Source organism: Xenorhabdus innexi (assembly GCF_002632485.1).
GTDB lineage: Bacteria > Pseudomonadota > Gammaproteobacteria > Enterobacterales > Enterobacteriaceae > Xenorhabdus > Xenorhabdus innexi.
The window spans coordinates 1-16,701 of sequence record NZ_NIBU01000025.1; the positions used below are offsets into that span (position 1 = coordinate 1).

Here is a 16,701-nt window from a genome sequence, read left to right on the forward strand (position 1 = left end):
GGGGCACAGGCCATTAACTTTTTGATGCAACTGGGCAATGGAGGTGATTTTCCCCGAGCTAAGTGCCGTAATAAGGCTAAGGATAAACACATGAGGTTCAATATTTCTCACGCGTTGAATAAATCCACATTGAACAGCAATCTTTTGCAAAGAAACATCATTGAAGAATTGCATTAGCTGGTGTTTTATAGCGATAATCATCACAGGCTTCATCCGTGGTTTTGATATTAGTTTAGCGACGATTATCAGATCATAAATGAAGCCTTTTTTCTATCTAAAAATAAACGGTTATTGCTTAAGATCCTATCTATGTATCACAATATACTGACTTTTGTCATTACGCAACCGCTTTAACGCCTTCTTTTTGAACCCCTTTATGGATTTCCAGTGCCGCCCCGGAAACCGCCAGAACACCTTCAATAAACCCTTCTGCCACCTGTATCCGTTTAGTCACTTCATTATGGGAAATACCTAAGGGTTCACTCATTGACCGCAAGGCGATCCCCTTAATATAGTGCAGCACAATCAGCTGGAATAAATAAGGGTCATGCTGTTTCAGCCGCAACACGGCGGCATCCAGTACCCTACCGTCATCATCACAACACGGGGAACGTATTCTCCGGTTACGGGGCAGCAATCCCTTAAACCCAGCGGCAACAGAGGGCCAGTCCAGCGGACTTTTGCCCACACAAACCCACGCACCCCATTGGTTGAGGATCATTCGCATATCACGCATTCGTGTCCTCGCTTATCCATCTTCATGTTCGGTAACATTTTGTCTCTTCCACACTTCGTCATACTCAGAGGCCGGCATATTGGCAATATAGTGATAGGGATCAGCCCGTTCCTGCGGCAAAAACTGATGGGATTTTTTGTCCAGATACAGCCCGATACCGCCCTCCCAGCCGTTGCCGTTCCGCTGTTTCTCAATCAACACCATGGCCGCCGGATCGGCCAGTTTTTCCCGTTCCTTTTCCGTTAACCCGGCTCCGGTGTCCTGCTTTTGCAACACACGCTCACGGGCTTTATTGCGCCAGATAATCATCAAATTGTCGGTCAGGTCAGTAATCGCCCCGGTGCCTTTGACATCCATTTTCCCCGTCGGTCGCTCCTCACTGTCCCCTTTTCGACTGTGGGTCACCAGGATCACATGGCTGCGGGTACGGTTTTTGAAGTCACACAGGGCATCCACAAAGGCTTTCTGCCCGTTGTAATCATCCTCCCCGATACCGCATTTCATCAGGCTGTCGATAACAAACAGCTGAATACCGTAACGACGCTGCGCATAGCTGAAGATCTCAATCACCCGCGCGGCTTTTGCCGTTCCCGTCAGGCCAAAAACCCACAGCCGATCATCGTAAAACTGAAATGCGGCCTCGATTTCTGCCACCGGCGGCCTTTCCGAGCAAGCCGCCTGCTGGGTCAGCCGCTTCAGTAACTGTCCCGGCTTCAGCTCAAAAGAGGCCACACAGGCCCGGATGCCCTGCCCCATCGCTTCACACAGCAGGTGCCCGACCATCTCACTTTTTCCGTGCCCGTTGACCCCATTGAGCACCGTCAGCTCTGATTCGCGGAAACTGAAATGCGGATTCAGCCTGTCCCACGGTGTGGTAAACAGGCAGTGGGCCTGACCGTAGAACGCCTCAATCGTGTCCTGATAAAACTCGCGGGCACTGCACAACTCTTCCGGGTCAAAAAAGGCTGCCGTTTCAAGGCAACGCACCACCTCATCCGGTGTCATGCCCGCCTGCAAACCGGCATTGATATCCTTGTACGGCAGGCTGACTAACCGGCAGCGATGTGCCCCTAACCGGCTGGCAATCTCTTTGGCCGCCTCCCGCCCCACGTCATCGTTATCCATGGAAATCCAAATTTCCTCAAAGCGATCCAGATTGTGGTATTCAAACTCAATCCACTGCTGTTTGGCCCCCTTACCACCCCCGAACGGCACAGACAGGGCCGGCAAACCGTACTGGTGATAACTCAGGCAGTCGATCTCCCCTTCACACAAAATCACCACTCGGACAGCGTTCGGTATTGCCTGCCAGCCAAACAGGCAGGGTTCACACCGGGCTTCCGCCATCATCACTTTTTTACCCTTGGGACGCACCGTACTGATGCGCTTGACCTGCAACAGTTCCCCGTTCCGTTTGTAGGGGAAGGCAATGGCCGGCAATACCCTGTTTTCAGCAGGAAACCAGACACTGGCATCCCCAATCTCAAACGCTTCCGCGGTCTGGCGACTGATCCCCCGGCTAGCCAGATAGGCATAACACTGGTCAGGTTTGAAGACGTGTTTTGCCAGCCTATGACGATCTGGCCGGACAAAGTTTTTTGTCTGTTTGGCGGCAAAATGGCGATCGTCATCGGCAATCCCCAGAAACTGTTTTGCCTCCGTCATGGCCTGATGCAGCCCACAATCACGCACCTGCACCCACAAATCCAACAGATCCCCGCCGGTGCCTTCAGCAAAGTCGGACCAGACTTTCTTGCCGGACAAATTAATTTTCAGGCTGTTGCCGGCTTCCCCGTTGACCGATCCGACAACCCACTCATGCCCGGCCTTGCGTCCGTCCGGCAGCAGGTATTTTGCTACCCGCACTACGTTATTCCAGAGTTTTTCCGACAGTACTTTTGGTGTCATACGCTCTCCCTTTCACTGACTGAATTCCGGCCAACCTTATCGTTCGAGGTAGTAATAATCCCCGTACTTCTGAAGTGGGGCATGATCCGGATGCGGATTTTTTTGTGGCTCCCGCTGATAAGCTTTGGCATTACGCAACCAGCTGTTCAAGGCCCGCCCCCAATCCACAAACCGGTTGCCCTTGCTGGCATGGTGATCCGCAAATTTTAAAAATTCTTCTCGCAGGTTCACGCCCAACTCACTGGCCAGCCCCTGATGCTGCTCGGTCGGGAAAAAATTGTCCGGCAGCGGGTAGGGGATTTCTGCTTTTCGTGACGGTTTTTCGTTGGCGCTTATAACAGGTTCTTTGACCGGTTCAAAAGAGTGACTGATTCTGGTGCCATCTGGTGGCATAGGGGGGCTGTCATCTGACGGCACAGGGAGGTCAGCAAATGGCACAGGGGTATTTTCTGGCGGCACAGGGGATAGGCTTTTCGGTGACACAGGGGGGGTGCTTTTTGATGGCACAGGGTCAGCGGATAAGTTCAGGTAATAAACATTCGAGGCATTCCCCTTGCCGTTATGGTTCCCCAGTCGGTTCTCCTTGGTCAGCAACCCCATTTTAATCAGGGCATGAATGTGACTTCTCACCGCACTTTTACTGCATTCGCAATGATCAGCAATGTGCCGGTATGAAGGCCAGCACTCCCCTTTGTCGTTCGCATTATCCGCTAATTTGATCAGCACCAGTTTTCTCAGGGAATTGCCTACCCTGATACCCATTGCCTTCGCCATCAGACTCATACTCATACCACTTCCCCCTTACCGTACGCTAAACAAGAGCCACCTGCTCATATCGGACCTGCCTTATCCACCACCGACCGGTGTTTATTTGGTTTTAGGCGGCGGAAAAACAGTCGGCAGATCAGGACGCAACTCATGGGCCTGAACCGCCCCGTTCGAAAAAACCACAATATCGGGCACCAATGACACCGAAACCCGTTTTTTTCCGTATAACCATGCGCTGATCAGCGATTGCGCACACCCCAGAACCTGAGCCAGTTTGGCCTGACTACCGGCGATTTTTATCACTTTCTTTATCACTTTGTTTTTCATTGTTGCCTTCTCCAACACAACCGCAATAACAATATCACTAACAGTCAATATAAATCACTATCGGAGTATTTGTAAAGGTATCACTTTAGAGATAGAATGAGAAAAAAAGATCCAAGACTGCGATTCTTGGGTTCTATCATGCATTTCACCGAAATGCGGGAACCACTTATGAGGCACTTATGACTCTTGCTGATAGATTAAAAGAAGCCATGGCAGACAAAGGGCTGACCCAATCTGCACTGGCAGAAAAAGCCGGGATGGCGCAATCGATGATATGGAAATTACTCTCCGGAAATGCGACTAAAACAGGCCGGCTCGTTGATTTGGCCAAGGCTCTGGGAGTGCGACCGGAATGGCTCAGTGATGGCAGTGGTGATAAATATCAGCCGGGTGAGACTGATGTGACTGCCGGACAGGATAACCGTTATGTGCCGGTCAAAGTGTATGAGGCAGAGCAGGAAACCCGGGAAACCTTTGTAGTGCCGGCCTTTTCTGAACCGCAGGCTTCGTTTAGTGCCTGCCGCGCTTATCGTATCACCCAGAATACCGGCTGTGCAGAAGCACCGGAAGGCACGGTGATTGTGGTGGATACACAGGAAACTGTCGCCAATGATGATTTAGTCTATGTGCGGATAGGCGACCATTATTCGGTTTATCGTTACAAGCAAGGCGGCGCAGTCGGTTTTTTGGCCGTTGATGACACCCGTATCCCCTTGATAACACTCTCGCCTGAGATGGAAATCCTCGGGGTGATTGTCTATTTATTTCGTGACATGAAGCGAAGACGGTAGCGGTAGCGTTCCCCTCCCTGACGTCAACCAGCCTCTCTTCCCCTCTTTTTATGCCAGGATGCTGTTTTTCCACACAGCGTCTTGGGTACGAACTGGCTCTTTATCACTGTCACGCTGAAAAATCATTCAGGCAAGATTTGATTAAAATAACTTCATATCAGCAGGATAATGAAAAAAACGCCCTTTATATCACTTTAGGTATGGATTTGATGCGATTAAAGTGATAACGTTAGCGGCATCAAAGTGATAGGAATAATCACTGTTATAGTAAAAGAGAGGATTTATGCATACCTTTATTTCTGACACCATCAAACTGCCGACAGCAAAACAAAAAAATATCCTTAACATTAAATACATTATTGCCACTATTCCGCCAGCAGATCGCCTGTACTCAGGAACACATAATTCCTCTTTTTGGACAGGTTCGTGCCCTGAGAGTTGGAATAACGGCCTGAATATCGATGAATTTAAACATCATATATTAACGACCTATCGGGTTAGCCCAAAACATACCGAACCCGTGTCTTGTTATCATTTAGAACGCATTTCTGATTATGGTTATGCACTCTATAAACGGCGAGGACGATATATGCATTTGGTGAATACCATCCCTTTTATTAAGCCCAAAAAATAAAATCAAAAAATTTTTATTCCGATAAAAACCGAATGACAGCGCCTACGCTGGGGCATTTTTCAACCTGAATTCAGGACGAGGATACACAAGAAGAGAAGATGGAAGACAACTCGATACGGATATGATTAATGGGTACTTGATGTGGTATCCAACAATGGAAGATCAATAAATTCAAATAACATCCCTCACCCTCAACCCTGAGCTGGAAGACACCATTTGGGGGTGGTGGATGGAAAGGTCACCACGGAAAAAATTATCAAGGTGATTTTGGGAAGCTGAGTTCAAAAAACAGGAGATAGTGATGATAAGATATATCAAACGGGAAGAAATGCAAAAGTTAACCGGGAAAAGCAAAACAACACTTTGGAGAATGTACGCAAAAAGAAATGAGTTTCCTAAACCAGACAGAACTGCTGGTGGAACATTTCTAGGGTGGTCTGAAGAGGTTTATGAAGCTTGGGTGAGGGAAAAGAAGTAGTGCTAACTTGACCCGTTACCTGACCTGCTGTTATGGAGAATCTTCGATTTTTTATCGTAACTTATTGATTTTATGGTACGCCCTACAGGATTCGAACCTGTGACCTACGGCTTAGAAGGCCGTTGCTCTATCCAGCTGAGCTAAGGGCGCATTGAGATGTGAAATAAGAAACATCATTAATGCAATGCGTTAATGCTGACGTGGATTATACGGGCATAATGGATTGAGTCAATGGCCTTTTCGTTCAGATGCTCATTTTATGATTATCATTAAAACTGACAGGCGCTTCATGTTCTGACAAAATAGCCCCCATTCCTATAATTGATGATGGAATCTTAAATACATGTCAGCAAAAATTATTGATGGGAAAACGATTGCGCAGACAATCAGAAGCGAAGTTGCAGAAAAAGTCAGACAACGTGTTATTGCCGGAAAACGTGCTCCGGGGCTTGCCGTTGTTTTAGTGGGAGAAAACCCCGCTTCCCAAATTTATGTCGCAAGTAAACGCCGCGCCTGTGAAGAAGTCGGTTTTACTTCCCGCTCTTATGACCTGCCAGATACCACCAGTGAAGCCGAATTACTCTCTTTAATAGATAACCTGAACAATGATCCTGAAATTGACGGTATTTTAGTTCAACTTCCTCTCCCCGCCGGTATTGATAACGTCAAAGTACTGGAACGCATTCACCCTGATAAAGATGTTGATGGTTTTCACCCCTACAATATCGGCCGCCTGTGCCAGCGTGCTCCAAGGCTGCGTCCTTGTACACCAAGAGGGATTGTGACACTGCTTGAGCGCTGTAATATCAACACTTATGGCTTAAATGCGGTTATTATTGGGGCTTCCAATATTGTCGGTCGCCCAATGAGTCTTGAATTGCTGTTAGCCGGATGTACCACAACAGTTACTCATCGCTTCACGAAGGATCTACGCCAGCATGTTGAACAGGCTGATTTGTTGATCGTTGCTGTCGGTAAACCAAATTTCATTCCCGGTGAGTGGATTAAACCCGGCGCGATAGTCATTGATGTCGGTATCAATCGTCTGGAAAATGGTAAAGTCATTGGGGATGTCGATTTTGATAAAGCATCTGAACACGCAAGCTGGATTTCTCCTGTGCCGGGTGGTGTCGGCCCGATGACTGTTGCGACATTAATTCAAAATACCTTGCAGGCATGCGAGGAATATCATGATAGAGATACAACTGAAGGTTATTGATGGAAATTTTTAATTTAGATGGTCATCCTTATGTCGAACTGTGTGATTTATTGAAGCTTCAAGGGTGGAGCGAAAGTGGAGCTGCCGCAAAAGCTGTGATTGCAGAAGGTTTAGTTCATGTTGATGATCAGGTTGAAACCCGCAAACGCTGCAAGATTACTGCCGGTAAAGTTGTTACTTTTAATGACGTGTCTGTTCGTGTAGAAGAGTAACCTGACTTTTATTATTAGTTATTTAAAAACAGCATGTTATATATTGATGTGCTGTTTTTCATCTTATAACTATATATCCATCAGAATTCAAGGTGCTTTTTTTATTCGTATCAAAGCATGATTACTTCCATGAGAATTAATCTGACAGATGTTCCAAAAAATCTCGGATTTATGCATGACATGGCTCGTTATGAACGAGTTTGCGACTAATTATCGAGCACTTCAAACATATATTCAGCTTGATAATGAAAATCTGTATTCTCTGCCTCCATTGTTTTAACCCGTAGATCACAGATTAGAATCCTGTAGGAATACATTTATACCTGTAAGACTAGCAGTAATGAACGTGTGGATTAAGTCATTGTTCAATATAATACCAATAATAGCTTTATTTATTGTTAACAATATGGGGTTTATTTCTATAGAGTTAACTATCAAAGAGGTAATAACTATCTGGCCAAGTCATGAATATTCGCCAGATGAACTACATTTCCTTATTGATGCCACTGATTATGTGATGCTGACTAACAATTTTCTGTTTATTTTTTGTATCATAATTTTCTTTTTTCGGAATAAATTAAAATACAGTTTACAACTGATTTTCTCTGCCTTTTTAATTAGCATAATTAATAATGCCGTTAGACTAATTTACATCCTGAATTTCTCAGTGCTTCTCAAATTCATTAAAGTTCAATCTCTAAACTTTATATTTATTTCGTTTCCAGTCTCAATAGTTATTATTTACATTCTTGCAAGGGTTAATCTTCATAAAAAGTAACTAAGATGATGAGCACAGACAGCCATCTTGTTGTTACAACGAAAATAATCATAACCATATGTTTATAATCATTATTTTTAAATCCGACTGACTTTTCTGGCAAAATAGTAATATCCATTGTGCTATATTTATTAAGTTAATCTAAACTAAATCGCTCTGTTTATGGTTTAATTATTTTGTTTAAAGTGTTATCAAATTCACATAATCACCATTATTAGAGTTTATTCCTATTATTATTTTTAGCAAAATGCATCGTCTTTTAATGCTCTAAAAATATTAGGGCTGTGTATTGCAAAGGAAAACAAAACGTTATGAAAATGAAAGCTCTTGTTGCAGTAGCTGTTTCTGCTGTAATGCTGACTGGTTGTAAGAACCTTGACCATGGAATGCTGGCTAGCTCAGGAATGCAATTATTCAAAGCAGCAACGCTAAGTGATTCTGATGTCAAACAGCTATCTGACCAATCATGTGAGGATATGGATGCACAGAATAAAATTGCACCCGCATCCAGCCAATACACTAAGCGCCTGAACAAAATCGCCAAAGCATTAGGTAACGAAGTTAACGGTACGCCAGTTAACTATAAAGTTTATCTGACTAATGATGTAAACGCGTGGGCAATGGCTAACGGTTGTGTACGCGTATACAGCGGCCTGATGAATATCATGAACGATAATGAAGTTGAAGGTGTTCTGGGTCATGAAATGGGGCACGTTGCTCTGGGCCATTCACGTAAGGCTATGCAGGTTGCTTACGCTGCGGTTGCTGCTCGTACAGCAGCAGCATCAGCCGGTGGTGTCGCAGCACAGTTGAGCGATTCTCAACTTGCGTCACTGGGTGAAAAACTACTCAATTCGCAGTTCTCACAGCATCAGGAAAGTCAGGCGGATGATTTCTCTTATGACCTGTTGAAAAAACGCAATATTAAAACTGAAGGTTTAGCGACCAGCTTCGAGAAACTGGCTAAACTGGGCAGTGGTGAGACCAGTATGTTTGATTCACATCCACCGTCAAAAGAGCGTGCTCAACACGTTCGTGACCGTATTTCAGCAGACAAAAAACAATAGGTTCTGCCCAGATTACAGCGGTGTCAATGGTATTGCTCAAATCTTAAACAGCGTCAAAAAAATAAAACCCTCAACTTTATTCCCTTTGGAATATCATTGAGGGTGCAAATAGCAGCCAGCGATAAATTATCACTGGCTGTTTATAGCGGGCTTTAATTATAACCGACCGTGGCAATGCTTATATTTTTTGCCAGATCCACATGGGCAAGGATCGTTACGTCCGACTTTACGGGAACCACTTGCCATTTGTGCTTCCGCTTCTGACATCAAAGCTCCCTGCTCAACTTCATGACTTAAGTGCTGCTGACTTGCCAGACGCTCTGCTTCTGCACGACGTTGCTGCTCAAGTGCCTCCACTTCTTCCGGCATTCTCACCTGAACTTTGCCCAAAGTGCTGATGACTTCATATTTCAGTGATTCCAGCATATTGGCAAACATAGCGAAAGATTCGCGCTTATATTCCTGCTTTGGATCTTTCTGCGCATAGCCACGCAGGTGAATACCCTGACGCAGATAATCCATTGCTGCCAGATGCTCCTTCCACAAGGTATCCAGTGTTTGCAGCATGATGCCTTTTTCAAAGTTACGCATCATCTCTTCACCGACGATTTCTTCTTTCTGTTGATAAACTTCTATCGCCTTTTCAAGAATACGCTCGCGCAATGTCTCTTCATGCAGTTCAGGTTCTTTATCCAGCCACTCTTTAATTGGTAAAGAGAGATCAAAGTCATTAACCAGACGCTCCTGCAAGCCCGGAATATCCCACATCTCTTCCAGAGATTGTGGCGGGATATAAGCATCAATAGTCACTTTGAAAACATCTTCACGGATGCTGGAGATGGTTTCGCTGACATCACTCACATCAAGCAGATCGTTACGCTGGGCATAAATTGCACGGCGTTGGTCATTAGCAACGTCATCATATTCCAGCAATTGTTTACGGATGTCGAAGTTGCGGCTTTCAACTTTACGCTGTGCATTGGCAATTGCTTTAGTCACCCATGGGTGTTCAATCGCTTCGCCCGGTTGCATACCCAGTTTACGCATCATCCCTGTAACACGGTCAGAAGCAAAGATACGCATCAGGGAATCTTCCATTGAGAGGTAGAAGCGTGAAGAACCCGCATCCCCCTGACGACCGGCACGACCACGCAACTGGTTATCAATACGGCGTGATTCATGGCGTTCTGTACCAATAATATGCAAACCACCTGCTGCCAGCACTGCATCATGGCGTTCCTGCCATGCCGCTTTAATTTGCTCAATTTCCGTTTCTGTCGGTTCTTCCAGCTTGGCAATCTCTGCCTGCCAGCTTCCCCCCAGCACGATATCAGTACCACGCCCTGCCATGTTGGTCGCTATAGTAACATTACCAGCATGACCAGCCTGTGCGATGATGTCTGCTTCCATTGCGTGGAATTTCGCGTTCAGAACATTATGTTCAATCCCCGCGTTAGTCAGCGCCTGAGAAATCACTTCTGATTTTTCAATCGAGATAGTTCCCACTAACACTGGCTGGTTATTGCTGACGCGCTCTTTGATATCTTCAATGATCGCATCAATTTTTTCCGCTTCCGTCATGTAAACCAGATCAGGCAAATCCTTACGGATCATCGGACGGTTAGTCGGAACAACAATGGTGTCCAGCTTATAAATGGAACTGAATTCAAAAGCTTCTGTATCCGCAGTACCTGTCATACCTGCCAGTTTTTCATACAGGCGGAAGTAGTTCTGGAATGTGATAGACGCCAGTGTCTGGTTCTCGTTTTGGATCTCAACATGCTCTTTGGCTTCCACTGCCTGATGCAGACCATCAGACCAACGGCGCCCCTGCATTGTACGCCCGGTGTGTTCATCAACAATGATGACTTCACCATCTTTAACGATGTAGTCCACATCACGGGTAAACAGGGCGTGTGCTCGCAATGCCGCAGTCACATGGTGCATCAGCATAATATTGGTCGGAGAATAAAGGGATTCACCTTCATCCATCACTTTGGCATTTACCAGCAACTCTTCTATCAGTACCAGACCACGTTCGGTCAGGTTAACCTGACGTGTTTTTTCATCAACGGAGAAGTGCCCCTCACCCTGAAAAGTATCTGAATCCTCTTTTTCCTGCCGGATTAATTGTGGGATCAGTTTATCGACTTTAATGTAAAGCTCGGAGCTATCTTCCGCCGGACCAGAAATAATCAGTGGAGTACGGGCTTCATCGATCAGAATGGAGTCAACCTCATCCACCAGAGCGTAATGCAGTTTGCGTTGTACCCGCTCTTCCGGGCTGAATGCCATGTTGTCACGCAGGTAGTCGAAGCCGTATTCGTTATTGGTGCCGTAAGTAATGTCTGCCGCATAAGCAGCACGTTTTGCCGGAGCTGGCATATTCGGCAGGTTGATGCCAACGCTCAGGCCCAAAAACTCAAACAACGGACGGTTGTTTTCAGCATCACGCTGGGCCAGATAATCGTTCACGGTAACGACATGAACACCACGGCCACTCAGTGCATTCAGATAAGCAGGCAGGGTTGCGGTCAACGTTTTACCTTCACCTGTACGCATCTCTGCAATACAACGTTCATTAAGTACCATCCCCCCCAGTAGCTGCACATCAAAGTGACGCATACCAAACACGCGTTTACTGGCTTCACGTACTGTCGCAAAGGCTTCCGGCAGTATTTTTTCCAGTGATTCACCTTCGTTGAGGCGAGCACGGAATTGCTCTGTTTTAGCTTTTAGTTCTTCATCAGACAGTTTTTCAAACTCAGGTTCCATACGGTTGATAACATCAACCGCTTTACGCAACCGACGCAGGGTTCGATCGTTACGGCTACCAAAAATCTTAGTCAGTAATTTAATTAACATAGTTAATACATCTCAAATGAGGCCACTATTACAGCCTGCCAATTGTGTCTTTTATATCCGTTATGATTCAAATTGCTGCCATGCAATTTGGTATCTATTTGGATATGTGACTCGAATTTCGTAACTGTCTTATTCTCAAAAATCAGACAGACACATTAAAATAATAAAGATTGATGGTTAACCGCAGGCCCGGCTCGAATACCCTGAGTTTGAGCAACCCAGAGTGCCGGTGTATGGACATCAGGAGGAGTTGCTGTCACAGCCGCAATACCAACCGCAGATTCAAATCGGGTCGGAGCCTGTATCAGCATAGCATGCAATGTATCCAGCATTAGCCGTTGCATGAAAGGCATTGCAACCCGGATACTTTCTTTTGCTTCTTCACATCTGACTGGCTCAGTAACAGAAAAAGCAAAAGAAAGCCGCCGGATAACATTACGAACGGCATGTTGTTGCCAGTAATTTAAGTTATTTGAAGGCTGACGTTGAGAGTTTTGTAACTGAAACAAATGTTCAAAGGATGAAAGTGCCTGATTTTGATTTCGCTGAGCGGATGATGCTTCCGTATGAGGCAGGCTTTCTGCGGCTCCGGCCAAAACGGGAGGCACACCCATTCCTGTAGCGACCAAGCTCAGTAAAAGGTGAGACCAAAAATAACGCCTGCCAAATTGTCGCCAAAGATTTAGAATACTCATGAAACCTTCATTAATAAATACTGGAACCGCCTTTATTATGCGAGATAGCCGCCCACAATCACTGGACTTATTATTGTTTGAAAATCAGCCAGAAAATGCGGCAACTGCCGGAAAAAGCCCGCTTCAGGCCATTCAACGACATGCCATTGCATTACTGAAACTCAACCGGGCTGTTCTTAGCCTGCTTCCCGGACAAGTGCGCCCTTGGTGCCGGGTCGCAAATTATCGTAAACATATTTTGGTGTTAGAAACAGGTAATGCCAGCTGGAAAACCAGACTTTACTATGAAATTCCCGTTTTACTTTCCGCATTAAGAAGTGAAATTCTACCATCTTTATCTTCTATCGACATCAGGATTAACCCATCATTAATGGTTAAAAGTCATAATAATGAACAGAGTGTCGAAAAAATATCAGAAAGAAAACTTAATAATGATAGTCAGAGCTTACCAACTCGCCAGTTAAGTCATGAAAGTGCAGAGACATTGATGGCATTGGCTGAACGTAGCCCTGAAAAATTGAAAAGAAGATTGGAGCGATTGGCTGCGCTGGCCGGAGAGAGTACCAGTGCAGCCAAGATGAAACGTCAGCGCTGAATAAAAAACATCAGCGAGAGCAGCGTAACAGATAACATAACCCACTGATGAATCATAAGAATATTCTCAATACACGGTTTATCAATAACAGCTGTATTAATAATCTATTGTATTAATATGCCAACACTGTTGATGGTGCACGGAAAGCCAGTGGCATTTCAGCTTCATCTTCAAATGTGACAAACTCCCAAGCACTTTCCTGCGCTAAAACTGCCTGTAGCAGTTTATTATTCAATGCATGACCTGATTTAAACGCAGTAAATGCGCCAATAATGTTATAACCACACATAAACAGGTCACCGATGGCATCCAACATTTTATGCCGGACAAACTCATCTTCAAAGCGCAGACCATCTTCATTGAGTACGCGGTAATCATCTACCACAATTGCGCAATCAAAGCTGCCACCTAAGCACAGACCCTGAGATTGCAGGTACTCAATGTCACGCATAAATCCAAAAGTACGCGCACGACTAATCTGACGAACAAAAGAGTCGGCTGAAAAATCCAGACTATAACGCTGAGAGCTGGAATCAATAGCCGGATGTTGAAAGTCAATCGTAAAATCCAGACTAAAACCGTGATATGGTGCCAGTTCAGCCCATTTATCACCTTCTTCCACGCGAACTGTATCTTTCATACGCACGAATTTTTTCGCCACGTTCAGCTCTTCAATGCCTGCATCTAATAACAGGAAGACGAACGGGCTGGCGCTACCATCCATAATCGGGATTTCTGGCGCGTTCACATCAATAACAATATTATCGATGCCTAAACCTGCCAGTGCCGCATTCAGATGTTCAACGGTTGAAATTCGCACATTTTGTTCATTCACCAGACAAGTGCAGAGCATAGTATCACGCACAGATTTGGCATCAGCCGGAAAATCTACCGGAGGATTCAAGTCAGTACGACGATAGATGACCCCGGTATTAGCCGGTGCTGGACGCATTGTTAATGTGACTTTTTTACCGGTATGCAAACCGACACCAGTCGCCTGAACAATACGCTTTAATGTCCTTTGTTTGATCATCGTTTATCTCTCGCAATATCACTAATCCTGCCAATCACTATAAAATATGATTGGCAGGAGATTTTAACACAAAAAGCGGAGAAACCAATTTTTTAGCTATCAGTCAGCCTGCTTGCGCAAAAATGCCGGAATATCTAGATAATCAGGTTCTTTACTTGTCTGTGTACTCTGGTCATTGACAACTTTTGCCGCTGGTTTATTTTCGTCAGGTAATGACGTCATGCCACCGGGCATCTGTGGGTAGCGACGATCCAGTGTGTTTGGCTGAGATGCTTTGTTATTAGTCACCAGTGTGATCTCAGGACGTTTATCCATCCCGATACCTGTGGCAACAACAGTAACGCGCAGCTCATCATTCATATCCGGATCCAATGAGGTACCGATAACTACCGTTGCGTTGTCTGAAGCAAATGCACGGATAGTATTACCCACGGTTTCAAACTCATCCAGACGCAGGTCAAAGCCCGCTGTAATGTTGACCAGAACACCACGCGCACCTGACAGATCGATATCTTCCAGCAATGGGCTGGAGATAGCCATTTCAGCGGCCTCTTCTGCACGGTCTTCACCCTGCGCAATACCAGAGCCCATCATGGCATAACCCATTTCAGACATCACAGTACGAACGTCAGCGAAGTCAACATTCATTAAGCCGGGACGCGTGATCAGTTCAGCGATACCCTGAACCGCACCTTTAAGTACGTCATTAGCTGCACCAAATGCATCCAGCAGAGAAATGCCACGACCCAGCACTTTCAGTAATTTGTCATTTGGAATAGTGATCAGTGAGTCCACATGTTTGGACAGTTCAGTGATCCCCTGCTCCGCGAAGGCCATTCGTTTTTTGCCTTCAAAATTAAATGGCTTGGTGACAACAGCAACGGTCAGAATTCCAAGCTCTTTGGCAATCTCAGCCACAACGGGAGCAGCACCGGTTCCTGTACCACCACCCATACCGGCAGCGATAAATACCATGTCAGCCCCTTCCAGTGCCGTACGTAGGGATTCGCGATCTTCTTCCGCCGCAGTACGTCCGACCTCAGGGTTTGCTCCAGCGCCCAATCCTTTTGTAATGCCGTTGCCAATCTGGATGGTCTGACCGACAGCTGTTTTACGCAATGCCTGAGCATCAGTGTTAACCGCAAAGAAATCGACACCTTCAATACGCTCACGCACCATATGCTCTACAGCATTACCGCCGCCACCGCCGACGCCGATGACTTTAATCACCGCGTCATTGGTTAATTCCAGTGGTTCAAACATAATTTCTCTCCGTTTTGTGCCTTTATGTCGAGGCCGGGGTGATTATTTCACGGCCTCTGTATAAAAAATCAAAATTCTTTTCTCAGCCAGCTACTGACTTTTTTGAACCAGCCGCTTACTGAAGTTCTTTTATCAGCATCAGAATCGCCGCCAAGGTGGGATTCTTTGCCATAATGCAGAAGCCCGACTGCCGTTGAGTAGCAAGGCTCCTGCACGTAATCTGTCAGGCCGGTAATGTTCAGGGGACGTCCAATACGTACCTGAGTATGAAATACTCTTTGAGCACACTCAGCCAAGCCATCTATCTGAGCCCCTCCGCCTGTCAAAACGATCCCTGCGGCCAGATGATGTTTCACTCCCTGCTGACGCAATTGCTCCTGCAATCGTAAAATTTCATCATTAACTAAATTCAGCAGTTCGGTATAACGTGGCTCAATCACTTCAGCCAGAGTCTGGCGTTGCAAACTGCGGGGAGGGCGTCCTCCCACACTCGGAACTTCAACGCTTTCATCCTTGCTGACTATCGAACCCAGCGCGCAACCGTGGCGCACTTTGATGGTTTCAGCATCGCTCGGTGGTGTACCAAATGCGTAGGCAATATCGCTGGTGACAACATTTCCTGCATATGGGATCACTTTGGTATGACGCAAAGCACCGCCGGTATATACAGCGATATCCATCGTTCCGCCGCCGATATCAACGACACATACGCCTAATTCACGTTCATCTTCGGTCAAAACAGCATAACTTGCGGCTAATCCTGCAAAAATAAGCTGGTCAACTTTCAGTCCACAACGCTCAACAGCTTTTACAATATTTTTTGCCATGTCGTTATGGCAGGTAATCAAATGGACTTTCGCCTGCATACGCACACCGGAAAGCCCGACTGGGTTTTTGATACCTTCCTGATAATCGATAGCGTATTCCTGTGGGATCACATGCAAAATACGGTGCTCATCACGAACACGAACCGATTTGGCGGTATGGACAACACTGTCCACATCATCCTGTGTTACTTCTTCTTCTGAAATTGGCACCATACCAATTTCGTTCTGGCAGCTAATATGCTTACCAGACAACGCCAGATAAACTGAAGATATTTGGCAATCTGCCATTAATTCAGCCTGATCAATCGCACGCTGGACGCATTTTACGACTGATTCCAGATCATTGACGCCGCCTTTATCCATGCCGCGGGATGGGCAATTCCCCACTCCGATAATATTAACCATACCATCGGGCAGAATTTCACCAACCAGGGCAGATACATTTGCTGTCCCGATTTCAAGGCCAACTACCAATTTTCTGTCCGTTGATTTGATCATCGTTGTT

At 45.8% G+C, this 16,701-nt stretch carries 16 protein-coding genes, 1 tRNA gene and 1 pseudogene; 7 read left to right on the forward strand and 11 right to left on the reverse strand.

All coding sequences use genetic code 11. From position 1 onward, the window contains the following. The 5 genes and pseudogenes from Xinn_RS22435 to Xinn_RS11345 all read right to left on the reverse strand — a co-directional run. Positions 1 to 201, reverse strand: a pseudogene (locus tag Xinn_RS22435) (IS4 family transposase); the annotation flags it as partial. 136 nt (positions 202 to 337) lie between these two features. Further along, positions 338 to 736 carry an antiterminator Q family protein gene (locus Xinn_RS11330; RefSeq protein ID WP_086955590.1) on the reverse strand — a complete coding sequence of 133 codons (399 nt, stop codon included), beginning with the start codon at positions 734 to 736 and terminating at the stop codon, positions 338 to 340. Between the two features lie 12 nt (positions 737 to 748). Then, positions 749 to 2,644: a toprim domain-containing protein gene (locus Xinn_RS11335; RefSeq protein ID WP_086955589.1), complete on the reverse strand. Its 1,896-nt coding sequence runs from the start codon at positions 2,642 to 2,644 to the stop codon at positions 749 to 751. 36 nt (positions 2,645 to 2,680) lie between these two features. Next, entirely contained in the window at positions 2,681 to 3,433 is a 753-nt protein-coding gene (locus Xinn_RS11340; RefSeq protein ID WP_086955587.1) for a helix-turn-helix domain-containing protein, read from the reverse strand. 78 nt (positions 3,434 to 3,511) lie between these two features. Then, a complete protein-coding gene (locus tag Xinn_RS11345; protein WP_086955586.1) occupies positions 3,512 to 3,739 on the reverse strand; it encodes a transcriptional regulator in 228 nt (75 codons plus the stop codon). Between the two features lie 179 nt (positions 3,740 to 3,918). On the opposite strand from Xinn_RS11345, the gene Xinn_RS11350 reads away from it, so the two are divergent. The 3 genes from Xinn_RS11350 to Xinn_RS11360 all read left to right on the forward strand — a co-directional run bounded on the left by Xinn_RS11350 (position 3,919) and on the right by Xinn_RS11360 (position 5,642). Then, on the forward strand, positions 3,919 to 4,530 hold the full coding sequence (locus tag Xinn_RS11350) for a helix-turn-helix domain-containing protein (RefSeq protein WP_086955584.1): 612 nt from the start codon (positions 3,919 to 3,921) through the stop codon (positions 4,528 to 4,530). Positions 4,531 to 4,813: 283 nt separating this feature from the next. Next, positions 4,814 to 5,164, forward strand: coding sequence for a hypothetical protein (locus Xinn_RS11355; RefSeq protein ID WP_086955583.1), 351 nt, complete (start codon positions 4,814 to 4,816; stop codon positions 5,162 to 5,164). A 301-nt stretch (positions 5,165 to 5,465) separates the two neighbouring features. Continuing rightward, positions 5,466 to 5,642, forward strand: coding sequence for a helix-turn-helix transcriptional regulator (locus Xinn_RS11360; RefSeq protein ID WP_422645984.1), 177 nt, complete (start codon positions 5,466 to 5,468; stop codon positions 5,640 to 5,642). A gap of 73 nt (positions 5,643 to 5,715) precedes the next feature. Here the strand turns inward: Xinn_RS11360 and Xinn_RS11365 are convergent. Next, positions 5,716 to 5,792: transfer RNA gene (locus tag Xinn_RS11365), tRNA-Arg, on the reverse strand. Positions 5,793 to 5,985: 193 nt separating this feature from the next. On the opposite strand from Xinn_RS11365, the gene folD reads away from it, so the two are divergent. From folD to loiP, 3 genes are all read left to right on the forward strand, one after another. Further along, the gene (gene folD / locus Xinn_RS11370; protein ID WP_086955579.1) at positions 5,986 to 6,861 is read left to right on the forward strand and encodes a bifunctional methylenetetrahydrofolate dehydrogenase/methenyltetrahydrofolate cyclohydrolase FolD; all 876 of its coding nucleotides are present in this window, start codon (positions 5,986 to 5,988) and stop codon (positions 6,859 to 6,861) included. Next, positions 6,861 to 7,073, forward strand: coding sequence for a ribosome-associated protein YbcJ (ybcJ, locus tag Xinn_RS11375; protein ID WP_086955577.1), 213 nt, complete (start codon positions 6,861 to 6,863; stop codon positions 7,071 to 7,073). Before folD ends, ybcJ begins: the two co-directional genes overlap by 1 nt. Positions 7,074 to 8,162: 1,089 nt before the next feature. Next, a complete protein-coding gene (loiP, locus tag Xinn_RS11385) occupies positions 8,163 to 8,918 on the forward strand; it encodes a metalloprotease LoiP (protein WP_086955573.1) in 756 nt (251 codons plus the stop codon). Positions 8,919 to 9,074: 156 nt separating this feature from the next. On the opposite strand, the gene secA is transcribed toward loiP, so the two are convergent. Together secA and secM are read right to left on the reverse strand one after the other, a co-directional pair. Next, a complete protein-coding gene (gene secA, locus Xinn_RS11390; protein ID WP_086955572.1) occupies positions 9,075 to 11,783 on the reverse strand; it encodes a preprotein translocase subunit SecA in 2,709 nt (902 codons plus the stop codon). Positions 11,784 to 11,938: 155 nt separating this feature from the next. Beyond that, positions 11,939 to 12,478 carry a secA translation cis-regulator SecM gene (secM, locus tag Xinn_RS11395; protein WP_086955570.1) on the reverse strand — a complete coding sequence of 180 codons (540 nt, stop codon included), beginning with the start codon at positions 12,476 to 12,478 and terminating at the stop codon, positions 11,939 to 11,941. A gap of 37 nt (positions 12,479 to 12,515) precedes the next feature. Between secM and Xinn_RS11400 the strand changes: the two genes are divergently transcribed. Beyond that, complete coding sequence (locus Xinn_RS11400) at positions 12,516 to 13,073, forward strand: DUF721 domain-containing protein (protein ID WP_086956591.1); 558 nt, start codon at positions 12,516 to 12,518, stop codon at positions 13,071 to 13,073. Between the two features lie 112 nt (positions 13,074 to 13,185). On the opposite strand, the gene lpxC is transcribed toward Xinn_RS11400, so the two are convergent. The 3 genes from lpxC to ftsA all read right to left on the reverse strand — a co-directional run bounded on the left by lpxC (position 13,186) and on the right by ftsA (position 16,694). Further along, positions 13,186 to 14,106 carry a UDP-3-O-acyl-N-acetylglucosamine deacetylase gene (gene lpxC, locus Xinn_RS11405; protein ID WP_086955568.1) on the reverse strand — a complete coding sequence of 307 codons (921 nt, stop codon included), beginning with the start codon at positions 14,104 to 14,106 and terminating at the stop codon, positions 13,186 to 13,188. A 99-nt stretch (positions 14,107 to 14,205) separates the two neighbouring features. Next, positions 14,206 to 15,369, reverse strand: coding sequence for a cell division protein FtsZ (gene ftsZ, locus Xinn_RS11410; protein WP_086955566.1), 1,164 nt, complete (start codon positions 15,367 to 15,369; stop codon positions 14,206 to 14,208). A 68-nt stretch (positions 15,370 to 15,437) separates the two neighbouring features. Continuing rightward, positions 15,438 to 16,694 carry a cell division protein FtsA gene (ftsA, locus tag Xinn_RS11415; RefSeq protein WP_086955564.1) on the reverse strand — a complete coding sequence of 419 codons (1,257 nt, stop codon included), beginning with the start codon at positions 16,692 to 16,694 and terminating at the stop codon, positions 15,438 to 15,440. Positions 16,695 to 16,701 lie beyond the last annotated feature (7 nt).

Coding starts and splice junctions, on each gene's coding strand:
- Xinn_RS11330 (WP_086955590.1), bottom strand. CDS start 736: ATGCGTGATATGCGAATGATCCTCAACCAATGGGGTGCGTGGGTTTGT.
- Xinn_RS11335 (WP_086955589.1), bottom strand. CDS start 2,644: ATGACACCAAAAGTACTGTCGGAAAAACTCTGGAATAACGTAGTGCGG.
- Xinn_RS11340 (WP_086955587.1), bottom strand. CDS start 3,433: ATGAGTATGAGTCTGATGGCGAAGGCAATGGGTATCAGGGTAGGCAAT.
- Xinn_RS11345 (WP_086955586.1), bottom strand. CDS start 3,739: ATGAAAAACAAAGTGATAAAGAAAGTGATAAAAATCGCCGGTAGTCAG.
- Xinn_RS11350 (WP_086955584.1), top strand. CDS start 3,919: ATGACTCTTGCTGATAGATTAAAAGAAGCCATGGCAGACAAAGGGCTG.
- Xinn_RS11355 (WP_086955583.1), top strand. CDS start 4,814: ATGCATACCTTTATTTCTGACACCATCAAACTGCCGACAGCAAAACAA.
- Xinn_RS11360 (WP_422645984.1), top strand. CDS start 5,466: ATGATAAGATATATCAAACGGGAAGAAATGCAAAAGTTAACCGGGAAA.
- folD (WP_086955579.1), top strand. CDS start 5,986: ATGTCAGCAAAAATTATTGATGGGAAAACGATTGCGCAGACAATCAGA.
- ybcJ (WP_086955577.1), top strand. CDS start 6,861: ATGGAAATTTTTAATTTAGATGGTCATCCTTATGTCGAACTGTGTGAT.
- loiP (WP_086955573.1), top strand. CDS start 8,163: ATGAAAATGAAAGCTCTTGTTGCAGTAGCTGTTTCTGCTGTAATGCTG.
- secA (WP_086955572.1), bottom strand. CDS start 11,783: ATGTTAATTAAATTACTGACTAAGATTTTTGGTAGCCGTAACGATCGA.
- secM (WP_086955570.1), bottom strand. CDS start 12,478: ATGAGTATTCTAAATCTTTGGCGACAATTTGGCAGGCGTTATTTTTGG.
- Xinn_RS11400 (WP_086956591.1), top strand. CDS start 12,516: ATGCGAGATAGCCGCCCACAATCACTGGACTTATTATTGTTTGAAAAT.
- lpxC (WP_086955568.1), bottom strand. CDS start 14,106: ATGATCAAACAAAGGACATTAAAGCGTATTGTTCAGGCGACTGGTGTC.
- ftsZ (WP_086955566.1), bottom strand. CDS start 15,369: ATGTTTGAACCACTGGAATTAACCAATGACGCGGTGATTAAAGTCATC.
- ftsA (WP_086955564.1), bottom strand. CDS start 16,694: ATGATCAAATCAACGGACAGAAAATTGGTAGTTGGCCTTGAAATCGGG.